Annotated in this window: 11 protein-coding genes; 10 read left to right on the plus strand and 1 reads right to left on the minus strand. The window is 59.2% G+C overall.

Translation table 11 applies throughout. The annotated features are described in order from the left end of the window. The first annotated feature begins 461 nt into the window (after positions 1–461). The 4 genes from mobF (at position 462) to TA3x_RS29125 (ending at position 7,258) form a co-directional block, all read left to right on the plus strand. A complete protein-coding gene (mobF, locus tag TA3x_RS29110) occupies positions 462–3,038 on the plus strand; it encodes a MobF family relaxase (protein WP_435022767.1) in 2,577 nt (858 codons plus the stop codon). A gap of 454 nt (positions 3,039–3,492) precedes the next feature. Further along, positions 3,493–3,837 (plus strand): DUF7249 family protein, encoded by a 345-nt coding sequence (locus tag TA3x_RS29115; protein WP_435022700.1) that lies wholly within the window; start codon positions 3,493–3,495, stop codon positions 3,835–3,837. A gap of 50 nt (positions 3,838–3,887) precedes the next feature. Continuing rightward, complete coding sequence (locus TA3x_RS29120) at positions 3,888–4,100, plus strand: hypothetical protein (RefSeq protein WP_435022702.1); 213 nt, start codon at positions 3,888–3,890, stop codon at positions 4,098–4,100. Positions 4,101–5,749: 1,649 nt separating this feature from the next. After that, entirely contained in the window at positions 5,750–7,258 is a 1,509-nt protein-coding gene (locus tag TA3x_RS29125; RefSeq protein ID WP_435022704.1) for a hypothetical protein, read from the plus strand. A gap of 136 nt (positions 7,259–7,394) precedes the next feature. Here TA3x_RS29125 and TA3x_RS29130 read toward each other — a convergent pair whose 3' ends face one another. Further along, positions 7,395–7,667, minus strand: coding sequence for a hypothetical protein (locus TA3x_RS29130; RefSeq protein WP_435022705.1), 273 nt, complete (start codon positions 7,665–7,667; stop codon positions 7,395–7,397). Between the two features lie 133 nt (positions 7,668–7,800). On the opposite strand from TA3x_RS29130, the gene TA3x_RS29135 reads away from it, so the two are divergent. The 6 genes from TA3x_RS29135 to TA3x_RS29160 all read left to right on the plus strand — a co-directional run bounded on the left by TA3x_RS29135 (position 7,801) and on the right by TA3x_RS29160 (position 13,007). Further along, a complete protein-coding gene (locus TA3x_RS29135) occupies positions 7,801–8,751 on the plus strand; it encodes a ParA family protein (protein WP_435022707.1) in 951 nt (316 codons plus the stop codon). Then, entirely contained in the window at positions 8,733–9,200 is a 468-nt protein-coding gene (locus TA3x_RS29140; RefSeq protein ID WP_435022709.1) for a hypothetical protein, read from the plus strand. The genes TA3x_RS29135 and TA3x_RS29140 overlap by 19 nt, the downstream gene beginning before the upstream one ends. Before the next feature lie 333 nt (positions 9,201–9,533). Next, the gene (locus TA3x_RS29145; RefSeq protein ID WP_435022711.1) at positions 9,534–10,334 is read left to right on the plus strand and encodes a hypothetical protein; all 801 of its coding nucleotides are present in this window, start codon (positions 9,534–9,536) and stop codon (positions 10,332–10,334) included. Positions 10,335–10,528: 194 nt separating this feature from the next. Continuing rightward, entirely contained in the window at positions 10,529–11,068 is a 540-nt protein-coding gene (locus TA3x_RS29150; RefSeq protein ID WP_435022713.1) for a hypothetical protein, read from the plus strand. Positions 11,069–11,094: 26 nt separating this feature from the next. Then, a complete protein-coding gene (locus tag TA3x_RS29155) occupies positions 11,095–11,412 on the plus strand; it encodes a hypothetical protein (protein WP_435022715.1) in 318 nt (105 codons plus the stop codon). A gap of 161 nt (positions 11,413–11,573) precedes the next feature. Beyond that, positions 11,574–13,007: a type IV secretory system conjugative DNA transfer family protein gene (locus TA3x_RS29160; RefSeq protein WP_435022717.1), complete on the plus strand. Its 1,434-nt coding sequence runs from the start codon at positions 11,574–11,576 to the stop codon at positions 13,005–13,007. Positions 13,008–13,009 lie beyond the last annotated feature (2 nt).

The raw sequence follows: 13,009 nt of genomic DNA on the forward strand, positions 1-13,009 counted from the left end.
CGGAAAACTCGGCGTCGGCTTTGAATCACGCCGTCGATTATTCCACCTCCTGCGTGTCCCACGTTTTTCTGAGTCGTCCATGCCCGACGATGGCAAGAAAACCATGGACGCACAACGAAGAGACGAGCAGGAAGCGACCGCGAATTTGTGCAAGCGGCTCTTGCACGAATCGGATTATTTTCCGCAAGATTTCATCGCAAATCCCTTTGCAACAGCAGCTTAAAATCCAAAATTGATTTTCGTATCGCCAAGAGAAAAGGCCGCTTCTCGCGGCCTTTTCTCCGAGCATTTCCGTGTCGGATTATCCCGACGCGGAGCAAAATACGCCATCAATTATGATTTAATTCTGACCCGTTGACGTAGTGGATATCATTTATCGTTTGTCCCGCCTCCTCCTCTCCCTTTCGCTCACCAGGTCGTCGGCCTAGCTTCAACACTCTTGAAGTTTGAGAGGTGCCCTCGTGCTTTCCATCGCCGCCCTTTCCGGGGGACCCGATTACTACCTGCAATTGACGAGCATCAATTACTACTCGCTCGGGGGCGAGCCGCTCCCCATTTGGGCAGGGACCGCCGCCAGGGAATTGGGCCTCTTCGGGAACGCCCAGGCTGAGCACGTTCAAAGACTCTGTGCCGGGTTCGATGCGGAGACCGGGACTAAACGGCTCGTTCGGAATGCTGGAGACGAGGGCAGAAATCCCGGGCACGACCTCACGTTCTCTTGCCCGAAATCTGTCTCGGTCGCCTGGGCCATTGGCGACGAAGCAACTCGGCTGGCCATCCAGAAGGGGCAGCTCGCCGCCGTGAAGCAGGCTATCGAGTACCTCGAGGACAAGGCCGGTTACGCTCGTGTCGGCAGCCAGGGGCAGAGCCTCGTGAAGGCCCCGCTCCTTCTCGGACTTTTTGAGCACGGCACCTCGCGAGCCCTGGACCCCCAGCTCCACACCCACGCGGTCCTCATCAATCTCACCGTTCACCCGGACGGGAGGACCACGGCAGTCGATTCTACGTTTCTTTATCACGTGAAAATGGCCGCAGGAGCCATCTACCGGGCCGCACTCGCCGACCAGATGCAGAAGCTCGGCTTCCAGGTTGAACAACGCCCGCTCGGCTCGAGCATCGGCTTTGAGCTGGCGGGGATTCCATCCAAACTCATCGAGGAATTTTCCAAGAGGAGAGCCGAGATTGAGGCGGTGATGGACCTTCGGGCCGGAAGTCTCGATGCGTCATCGGCGAAATACGCCGAGCTCATCGCCAAAGAGACCCGCCGCACCAAGGAGACCGAGAAGCCGCGAGCGGAACTCATTGCCGAGTGGAAGAAGGTGGGGCTCGAGTTCGGAGTTACCGAGGCAGTCATCGGGCGGCTTTTGAAGCCTCATCAGAAGCTCACCCCCGAGGAACGGGCCGAACGGAAGGAGAAGATTTACCAGGAGGCCGTCTCCGCTCTGAGCGAGAACTACTCCCACTGGAACGAGACCGAGCTCACGAAGGCCGTTGCCGAGCGGTCGGCGGGGCGAATTTCGGCTAGGGATGTTCGCGAGCTCATGGAGCAGAAGCTTCGGAGCCCTGAGCTCATCTCTCTGGGCCCAATCAAGACCGAGAGCCGCAACACCAAGCAGAAGCAATACATCGAGCGAATTGAAGAACGATTCACCACGCCAGAAATCAGGCGGATTGAACGGCAGATGCTCCAGGATGTGGAGTTCATCGTTCGCGGACCCCGGAGCGGCACCCCGGCCCGCCACATCGAGGCCGCTCTCAAGCACACCGCCGACCACGGGAAGAAGCTTGACCCCGAGCAGGCGAAGGCGGTCCAGGAGCTTTGCTCTGGGCCCGGCGTGAGATTACTTCGAGGGGTTGCCGGTTCCGGGAAGACGACGACGCTAAAGACCTGCGTGGACGCCTGGAGGCGAGAGGACCCCAACCGACTCATCTGGGGCTGTGCCGTCGCCGGTGCCGCCATGCAGAGACTGAAAGAGGGGGTCGGCAAGGGCATCGATTGCGAGACGCTCCAATCGACCCTCTACCAACTCGATAAGGGTCGGCTGAAGCTCGATGCGAAGTCCGTGGTGCTGGTCGATGAAGCCGGGATGCTCGGGACCAATCAGCTCGCGAAGCTCATCGAGCACGTGAAGAAAGCTCCGGGAGCCAGGCTCATCCTCGTCGGCGACGACAAGCAGCTTCAGCCGATTTCGGCGGGTGGCCCGTTCAAGTACCTCGCATCCGTCCTGGGGACGAGTCTTTTGACCAAGATTCGCCGTCAGGATGACCCGTGGGCACGCGATGCCGTGAAGGCAATGGAACGAGGGGATGCGGATGCCGCCATCAAGGCTTACATCAACAACGGGCGGTTTCACCTCGCGAAGACCCGCCCCGAGACGATGGATAGGCTGCTTGAGCAATGGAAGGCCGATGGCGGAATCAAGGACCCGACCAGCGTCTTTATGCTCGCCTCAACCAACTCCGAGGTGAAGGCTCTCAACGTGAAGGCCCAGGCCGCTCGCATCCTGTGTGGCGAGGTGGACCCAGAGAAGAAGTTTTACGCGAACGGATATTTCATCCACCAGGGCGACAAGGTTCAGTTTCAGAAACGGTCGAAGCCGAACGGACTCGAGAACTCGGACTGCGGCACCGTAACCCGAATCGACAACAAGCTTCAGCGGGTCACGTTCAAGCTCGACAAGGACGGGAGAGAGGTGACCGTCGACCTCAAGAAGTACTCGAAAGACAATTTGCGGCTCGGATACGCATCCACCACGCACAAGCTCCAAGGAGCCTCGCTCCCCCACGTGCACGTCCTCATCGGCGGCTCGATGACCGACCAGCACATGGGATACGTCCAGCTCTCTCGGAGCATCAAGAGCACGCATCTCTTCTGCGACGAGTTCTCCGCCGGTGGGCCGAAGCTCGCCAACCTGATTCGCTCCCTCGGGCAGGCCCGTTACAAGACGATGGCCCAGGAGGTGACAAGGACCGTGGTCGAGCAGACAGGGCAACTCTCCGAGCACACGATTAAGCGGGGATATTCGATTAGCCGGTGAGGGACTTCGGGCGTGCTCCTCACGGGTCGGGCCCCTTCCGGGCTTCGCTGTCGCTTCGGTCCTAGCGGACTTAATCACCCTCCAGACCCCTCACGCGTTAGAACCAAAGAGGTGCGGCCAAGGGCCGCATCAGCCTTCGTCGCCCACCCCATCGGCTCTGGTCGCTTCGCTTAGCAGGGGTCACGCCAAGACTTCGCTATGTCATGCCCCCTGCAACGCTCCCACTCCCGACGCCGCTAGGGATTGGCTCCCGCCAAATCGCCTTCCGCTATCGCTCCAGAGAGGGCCATTTCCTCTTTTCAGCACCGGGAGGAGAGAGCGTGCGTGCAAGGCGGGTCGAAACACACGCTCTCCCCTCCCGCCGCCGAAAAGCGGTTCTGGGGGCGGAGGCTGGAATGGAAATAACCTGGTGTCCGCTCGATGGTGAGGCGGGCCCACTTACGAAGTTGGGAGCATGGAAGCCGAGAAAAAGCACAACGGATTCGCCAATTACGAGACCTGGGCCGTGTGCCTCTGGTTGGAGAATGACGAGGGAAATCAAGCTTATTGGGTTGGGGCAGCCAGGGAGGCGAGAGAGGAAGCCGCCGATTGTTGGCAAGTCCGAGAAGGCATCTGGGAACCACGGAGGGCCCCCGTTTATCTCCTCGCCACTCGGTTGAAGGAGGAGCTCAACGAAGGGATGCCTGAGCTTGGGCCCAACCTCTATTCCGACCTCCTGAACGCAGCCCTTTCCGAAGTGGATTGGCACGAAGTGGCAGAGACCTTCATCGACGAGGAATTTGACTCCCAACCCTTTTAGAAATTACCGGGCGGGGTCGAGTGGCCCCGCCCTTTTGTTGGAACACGAAAATGGAAGAGAGCTACGAATCGAACGGGCAGGCCGTTAAACGCCCCACGCACGCCGCCTGGTGGGTTAAGGAACGGGATGGGAGGAAATCGGAGTGGCGTCAAATCGGCGTCGCCTGGGGCCACACAAACGGCAAGGGGCTCACCATATCGCTCGACCTGCAACCGCTAGACGGGCGGGTCGTCCTGCGGCTCATCGAGGACAAGCGAGGCTGATTGCATGCGGGGAGAGGGGCAGGAGGCTAACGCCTCCGCCCCCTTCCCCTTCGCAATCGCCCCGCCGTCTCCCTCGACTTGCTCGCCTTGCCTTCTCCCACCCGCTCGCCCTCCTGCCGTTAGCTGCTTACAGCTCACGGCACTCGGCCCCTCCCCGATAACTCCGCTCAGCAGCTCTCGCTGCCTTGCTCCTCGGTCGCCGCCTCCCCTCCCCCAAATCCGCCTCCCTCCATTCCCTGCGGTCTTTTCGCTCGGCTCCCAGGCGAGCCCTCGTCACTCCATTTCGGCCTATGGGCCTCCATTTCGCTCCTCTACTGCCCTAAATGCCACACCCGTCCACTTCTACGAAGTGCTTGAAATTGCTCGACTTACGCAAACCCTGAAAATGGGCCTCCTGACCTGGAAAACGGTCCGTTTTCGGAGTTTCCGCCGGATATTTGCGGGGGTTTTCGGCCCATTCTCAAACCATCTTTTGGAAATGGGTGGGCGGATTTTGTGAGCCTCCCGCCCAGCCGGATAATCCCTCTGGCGTCGCCCCTGCGGGGCCGGGTGCTTCCGGGCTCCGCTTCGCTCCGGTCGCCTGCGGCGACTCCCCCTCTCGCCCCCTGACGCGGAGGCGGTGTCCCTCCGGGACGATTTGCGGACGGCTCAGCCGTCCGCGTGATGGGGGCTCAGAATCAGCAAACCAGAAGCATGGGCCGGGCAACTGGTCTATCCCCACGCCAGGCTTCGAGCGGGAGTGTATGGCTCCCTGCCCCCGGCCCCTTCATCCTCGCCCCCCAGCACGGGGTGAGGGGGCGAGGATGAAGGGGCCGGGGGCAGGGAGAGAAAAGTAAAAGGTTCCCCGGTTCTCGGCGTGTACCGCGGTCCGAAGGATGAACTCCTTGCCCTTTGGTGACGCTTCACGCTTTGGAGTTCGTTCGGACCACAATCACGGTTTCGGTTACGGCTCCACCGATAACCGGGGGACATTTTGCAAACCCCAAAGCGTGAAACCGGAAGCCAGACCAGGCCCTTTAGGTGTCTACTGGCCACTTTGAGTTACCGGACTGGCCTCTAAGACTGGACGGCTCAATCCAGAAACCAAATATCATCGCAAGCTGAATATTTCCAATTACTTGCGAATGCTCTTAAGAATAGGAAATATGAGAAGACTCAGCGTGTTTGCGGTATCTAGGGAGCCTAAATACCTGAAACTAATTGCCTTTAGGGCCGTAACTCAAAGTGGCCACCGGACGACCTACCCCAAGCTGATTAAACGCCGTGTTAGATGGCTTGGGTACCGAGATTGGACGTAAACCCAGCCCTGGTCATCTTTCCCGCTGACAGTAGCGAGGCGATTTGCCCGATTTTGGTCCTTCGAGCGTTGCTTCGCTGGCCACTTTGAGTTACCGCCCTGGCCACTTTGAGTTACGAGGTTGGCCACTTTGAGTTACGCCTTTGGCCACTTTGAGTTACCGCCCTGGCCACTTTGAGTTACGAGGTTGGCCACTTTGAGTTACGCTTTTCGGGCTTGATTTTCCTGTAAGTGACTGGTATTCCATGCCTTCTGACCCGGGAATTCGCTTTATACTATTACTCTTGTTAAGACTCTTAAAGACAACAACAATAACCATAAGAGTGTTGTTGTATTTATGGATTTTGATTTCATGAAGGCTGACGAGGAGGAAATTCAAAAGCCCGCAGGGCTTACGCCCCTCAACGTCATCAGGGTTGAGACGGCTCTCTCTCGATACCCCGTTCATCGCTTGGCAAAGCAGGGAATGGTTTCCATCGAGATTCGCGAGCAAAGCCCAGACGGAGCGAGTCTCGTTCAATGGCAGGTAGGCCACGACAGCCACTATGGTCAGCCCGGGCCCCTGGCGTACAAAATCGATACCCTCATCGTGAACCGGCGAATCGAGGAAGCCAGTCGCCCCATTCCGAAGCTGATTAAACTCGGCAGCATTCACGACATCAGCCGAGAACTTGGCTTGAGCGGCGGGAAATCTCGCGACCACATCAGAAAATCCCTTTTCCAAAACGCCTTTGTCAGCATCAAAGCCAAATTCAAATACAAGCTCGCCGATGGCAAGACCAAGGAGCTCGAGGCCGGATTCACTCGCTATAGCGTGATTTTCACCGGCGAGGAGTTACCCGACGGAAGGCGGGCCGATGCGGTCTACCTGGTGCTAAACGACGTGTTCATGCAGGTCATTAGCGGAGCTCAGACCAGGCCGCTCGACTACGATTACCTGAAGGACCTACCGCCCGCATCACAAAGGCTCTACGAGTTGTTGAGCTACCAGATTTACGCGGCCCTGAAATTCGGTCGCAGGCATGCCAAGCTCTGCTATTCCGAGTTTTGCACCTACGCTCCGCTTTCACGGTTCTTCACCTGGAATCAAGTTCGTCCCCAGATGGCCAGAATCCACCGGGACCATTTGGCTTCGGGATACGTCGAGTGCGTTGAGTTTGAGCAGTGCATCGACAAGTCGGGTAAGCCTGATTGGACGATGGTTTATACCCCGGGCCCAAAGGCTAAGGCCGAGTTTCGAGCGTTCACTAAACGAGGTGGACCTCGGACTCTCGAAATCGAGCAAGGCCCTGTCACTGTCGAAACCGTCGCTCACCAGGTCGTGCTCTCCCCTCTGGAGCAGGAGCTTGTTGACCGGGGGGTTTCTTCGGGTGTGGCCTCTCAACTCGTGGCTGAATTCTCCGAGGAGGAAATTCAGGCCGAGTGTGAGCTCTTCGATTGGCTCAAGGAAAAGAAACCCACCAAGGTCAAGGATGACGGGGCCTACCTCGCCTCAGCAATCCGAGGACGTTTCAGCGAGAAGCTTCCCCAGGGTTTTGAGACGAAATCCGACCGCCAAAAGAGAGAACTCGCCAAGCAGACCGAGCAACGTCGAGTGTCCGAAGCCGCTCGCAAAGCCCGGGAAGCTAGGGCAGCCGAAACCGCTGTTAAATCCAAGGTCGATGAGTACCTCACTCAGCGAGCGGCCAAGGACGGGGGCTTAGAGCAATTCAATGCCGAGGCCCTCAAGCAGGCCGACCCCGTCATGCTAGCCGCCTACGAGCAGATGCCCCGCTCATCGATTAGGCAGGGTTTCCTCAGGGTCATACGCGAGAAGCATGTTCGGAAGCTTCTCGGTATCCCCGAGCCAGGCGAATCCTAACATCCGTTTTGGCAGTCCAGGATGACCCAGGACGCCGAGTCTCCGGCTTGGCCACCTCTTCCCTTGGGTCCGGGCAAGCAAAGCCACCACGGGGCTCAGGGAAGCTCCAAAGCCCTCTTTTGAGATGGCGACCGCCCTACCCCGCCGCCGCCAACTCGTCAGTGTCCGACGCTGCTCCGCCCCGGTCGGAGACCACGTAGCGACGAAGGTGGGTGTTGATGAGATTCTCGATGAGGCTCGAGCGGTCAAAGCCTGGACCCATCATCGCCACGTGGATATCAAGCCGCTGAGACGCTTCCGGGGTCAGGTGGATAGTTGATTTGAGCTTCTTTGTGGCGACACGGACCGATGCTTTGGCCGGTTGCCGCTTCCGAGCTTTGCCTGCCTGAGCGTCCTGGTTCTCTGCCATCAGAGTAGCCCGCCTTATCGGATGATTGGAGCCAAGCTGCTTTGCCCGCTCTGTGGCCAAACAGCAACTACCAGTCAGCATCGGCCCCCTCCCCTGCCCCGCTCCACTCGGTCTCCGAAATGGCCTGCCTGAAATGCCAGAATTCTTGAAAAGGAAGAAAGCCAGAATTCATTTGAAAAAGCCTGAAAGGCAAGAAAGGAAGATAAGGAAGAAAGCCAGAATTCTTGCTTTGGAAGAATGCCAGAAAAGGAATAATTCTGGCATTGCCAGAAAGGAAGAATTTTTCTACGTTTCGCTACAGTCACTTACGGAGAATTATTGGAGGATTTTGGGGATGCACATACTTGCGGTTGGGAATCAAAAGGGGGGAGTTGCCAAGACAACCTCAACGGCTGTATTGGGAGTGCTCCTCAGTCGGCAGGGGAAAAGGGTCCACCTCGTAGACATGGACCCTCAGGCGAATCTCACCGAGTCCTTCGGATATGAGGACACCGAAGGAGTCCTCTACCAAGCCCTGAAGAGCAGGGGACCTCTCCCGGTAGTTGAGCTCGCGGAGAATCTTTCCATCACCCCATCGAGCATTGACCTCGCGAAGGCAGAGACCGAACTCCTCGCCGAGACCGCCCGCGAGTACATGCTGAAAACCTGTCTCGAGAAAACGGACCTGCCGAAAGACACGCTGGTCATCATCGACTGCCCGCCGTCTCTCGCCGTGCTCGCGACAAACTGCTTTACCTCAGCCGAGGGCATCATCGTCCCGATGAAGGCTGGGGGGTTTGAGCTCCGTGCTGTTGGCCACCTGACGGAGGTGGTCCGGGTCCTCAAGGAGTACGTCAACAAGCAGCTCAAAATCGTCGGGGTCATCCTCACCGAGGCGAACTCGCGTCGAGCCATCACTCAGCAGGTCATCGAGGAGGTGAAGCAGATTTATCCGGTCCTCGGTCAGATTCGGCAGGACGTGGACCTCGTGGAAGCGGCGGCAGGGGGGGGGATGTTGAAGCTTAAGCGTTCGACCGCCCTTGAGGATTACGGAGTCGTGGTCAAGAAATTGGGAGAGGAACTGCCGTGGCTCAAAAGCAAGTAAAGGGAATCGGGGGAGTCCTCGGGAATATCATCTCGAGGAACGAGGCAGCAGCCAACGCCCCCGAAGAGGAGACGGTCGCCGAGAGCCGAGCGGTGGAGATGCCCAAGCCGGTGGAGACCCCCGGGCCACCCGAGGCCCAGCGACAGGTTGAAGGGGCTCAATTTGCCCCCGCCCAGGTCGTGGACCTCGCCGAGCCACCAGCGGCGACACCGAAGCGAGCCGCTCCGCTGAAGAAGCAGGAGGCGAGGAGGGGGAGGCCGCCGGGCAGCAAGACCCCAGCCGCCATGGTCGAGCGTGAGAAGGTCTCGCTCCGATTGCGGTCAGACCTCGCGGCCACCTACCGCGACTGGTCGTGGAAGGAGCAGTGCCAGTTCAGCGACTTGGTGGACCGAGCTCTTGAGTACTATTGGAAGGCCAAGGGAAATGCCAGAAAGCCAGAAAAGGAATAATTCTGGCATTTAATCTGGTGTCAAGGCAGTAGTTTACGACCATCGTTGAACAGAGACACAATCCGTCTAGTCTTTAAGGCGTTGAAGCCAGATGGCATCAAGGCGTTAAAGCCATGACGCTTTTAAGCTTTCGCGTGGACCGGCAGGCCACCCGGAGGACCACAACTGAGATAGGTGCAGACCATGGGAAATGCCAGAAAGGGAATAATTCTGGCATAAAATGGAGGTGCTGCCGCAAGGGAGTGAATGGACTCAGAACCCTGCGGGGTCTGAAGGTCCAGGTGGGTCTTAGGGATACAGCGAGAAGACGTAGGAGAGGGGGAGTGGTGCTCAATGGGCAGAAAGAAACCGCCGGACACACACCTGAGCAAGGAGAAAGAACCACTCCGTGCGGATGATGCCGTTGAGTCTGCGAACTCGAAGAATGCCGAAAGTAACGAAGAGTTGAAAATCACCTACGGCGTGATAGCCAATCTGAATTCCGAAGAAGATATCGGAAATATTATGCTCGAACCTCATTTTAAAATGAAGTTTTCCGAATCAATAGGTTTTGATGGTATCGTGCTGGAGTACATCCCGTTTGAAATATTGCCAGTGGTACCAGAAGACAAAATCCAGCACGACAAAGAGAAGCAGCAACTCAAAAACCTTCTGAGAGGCTTGTCTCCCGCAATTCCCAACGAATCGCTCGACGTCGTTGCGGGAATCCCGTGGGTGGAGACGACGCTGGCCAGCCTGACGAGGCCGGAAGGCGTCATGTTGGCTCCCCCGATGACGACGGAGACCAAGTTCACGCCGGAAGAACGGCAGGCCCTAGTCTTCTCGCAGTTCACCGAGTTCGGCCGAGCACATCCGGATAGGGCGAAACCTGCGGCCGAACGAATCATGGAGATTGCCGAGGAACTCAGGCCGCCGAGCGAAGAGAGGACACTCAACACGTACCAAGCGGCCCAGAGAATTTCCCAGTCCCACGGCATCCGCCTGCATGAAACTCAACTCAAGCGATGGTTCTTGAACCCGAATATCCAAATTGGTGCTCTTGGACCGAACGGGAAGCCAGTGTTTTCGGAAGTCGAATGCGACTCATTTGAGCTCCCAGACCGCAAGCCGGGACGCCCCGCCAAGAAAATCTGAACCAGGCTATTGTTTCTGTGGAATTTTAATCCACAATTAATCCGCGAGGGCAGAGGCCCTACGCCCGCCTGGACTTCAACCAGCAAACACCCATCGAGAAAGCCGCTCGGCGGTTGTGGTGCGATGCTGCGCATCGCGAAACGGAGCCTAGGCCCTATCCCACCATGATTTACCCCGTATCAGGAGTTCCATCGATGGCGTGGAAATGGCTCTCCCTGCTCATCCAGAACAGGAAGCAGGCCCACGAGGCGATTTTCGACCTCGACCAGGGCGTGATTGCCGAGCAGCGGGCCTCGTCGGCTTTGAAGGACCTCGCCGAGGTGGCCGAGGCGAATCTCGAGACGCTGAACCAGGTCGCCGAGTTCTCCAAGAAGTTCGAAGGTGGTGACCAGGTCGTGGCCGCCGCCGCACTGGCCTATCGCGAAGGGCTGGCCGCCCTGGTCGCAACGCCTACCCACCTGTTCCCGACAGACCCCGAAGCCCGGCGGGAGGTAATGCAACGCCCTTCCATGGGCTCGACCATCTCGCGGCCCATGCCCGTCTCTGGGCCGCAGGGCGGGTCGGGCCAGGTCGAAGCCTTGCCCGACGCGTCGAGTTCGCACCAGGCCGACAACCAGGCCCGGACGAAGCCCCAGCCGAAAAAGCCCAAGGGTCGGCCCAAGGGGTCACGCAACAAGCCCAAATCGTCCCCGCTCCCGGACACGGACACGGGCCAGGGCGAAGCCCAGTCGTAACCCCCACGCCGCTCGAGTCCCGGCGGTTGCCGGACCTCGAGCCGAGGGCCGTCGCCGAGGCCGCCTTTCGCGGGGCGGCCAAGGCGACATACATCGGGGTCATCCCGGCCCTGTGCCTCATTCTTCTCGGCGGTTATGGGTCGGTGCTCATCGTCGTCGCGGGCGTGCCCCTCCTCTTCGTCGTCGGTGCCGCTGGCTGGGAGGTGTACCAGGAATTCTGGTTCATCTCAGAGCCGCCCCCGCCGCCTGCTCCCCAACTCGGCCCCACGGGAGTGTTCTCCCAGGACGAGGCCGAACGCCACCTCGATGACCTCATTGCAGAGTTTTGGGAGCGTGAACAATGAAGCACTTAAGAGACATATTGTCTTTGCTCGCGGGTCCGCTCCTGACCCAAAGGTCTCACGCGGGGCGTGCCTTAAGGGGCCGCCCGTCTGAGGATTGGCTGGAGAGGAACTCGCTGCTCATCGCTGGCGTGCCGGTCCCCCTGAGGCTCGCCGAGTTTGCGATGGTCTATTCCGGCGGCATGGGCACGGGCAAGACCACGGCCTTTAAGGCCCAGATGACGAGCCACATCGACGCCCTCATTGCGTCCGGTCGCCCGTTTAATGTTCATGCGTTCACTACAAAACCGGATGATTTCTACCCGCTTCTGAAGGCCCGCTACGAACCGCTCGGCTTCTCGGTGCGGGCCACCAACCCGTTTATCGCCGATTCCTGGTCTTGGGATTGTGCGGGTAACCTGACCAACTTGCCCCGGATTGATGAGCTCTCGGCGGTGGTCATCAAGGACGACGCTCGTGAGAGCAATCCGTTCTTCAAGAAGACCGCCCAGCTCATGCTCCGCGGCGTGGTGCAGTCGCTCGCCACGACGCACCCGGGTCTTTGGACGGTGCGGCACGTCGGGCTCATCCTGCGAGACTTGGAGCTCTGCATCAAGGTGCTCGGGCGGTGCGAGAAGACCGCCCACCTGGTGTCCTTGCTCTCGTCGGAGCAGGGGGTGACCGCCGCGAACATCCACGCGACCCTCATCGCCGAGCTCAAAGGGCTGGACCTCGTCGCTTCGCTCATCGAATCGACCCCCGAGGACCGCCGGTTTTCCACCGAGGAGGCGGCCAATACTCCGGGCATCATCTGGGTGTGGGGCAGCGACCCCCGCTACAACACGACCATCGAGCCGTGGAACGCGGTGCAGCTCGAACTCATCGGCCACGAGCTGCTCATTCGCGGAAAAATCGGCGTCGAGACGCTGCTCTACCTCGATGAGTTCCCGCAGCTCTCGGCCGGTGGCGGCCAGAAGATGGCCATCATCCAGAAGGTGCTCGAGTTTGGCCGCTCCAGCGACGTCCGTAGCTGCCTTGCCATGCAGACGCCCGCCCAGGTTGAGGCCGTTTTCGGCGAAAAGCAGGCTGAGACCCTGCTCGGTCAGTGCCACATCATCGTGGCCTTCCGGCATAACGACGGCCCCGGCCAGGCTTACTTCGCGAGGCGACTCGGGAAGGAGCGGGGGTTCGAGGAGAAGCGGGGCACGAGCCGCCAGACGGGGGGTACCGGCGGGCCGAACGGAAGCTCCAACTGGTCGGTGACTCAAAGCGTGAACATTGAGCGATTTGACCTTGAACGGGTCACGCAGTCGGACATCGGCGACCTGCCGGTCGGTACCTACGAGTTCGGCATGTACGGATATGCGAGCGTGCCGCTCTCTCGGCTCATCAGCCCGGTGACCGGATTCCCTATGCCCATCCGCTGGCGGTTTTGGCTGTCCCCGGAATGGATTGCTCGCCACGTCCATGAGCCGGGGGAGTTCGTCTCCTACGCCCGGTCGCTGAAGCCCGAAGCGGCATACACCCTCGAACCCCTGGAGGAGTGGGAACGCGAATTCTTCCTGAACTCCGGAGTGAAGCCGCAGGACGATTCCCAACTCGCAACCGAAGAGGAGTAGCT

This window comes from Tundrisphaera macrotermitis (assembly GCF_051175315.1).
GTDB lineage: Bacteria > Planctomycetota > Planctomycetia > Isosphaerales > Isosphaeraceae > Tundrisphaera.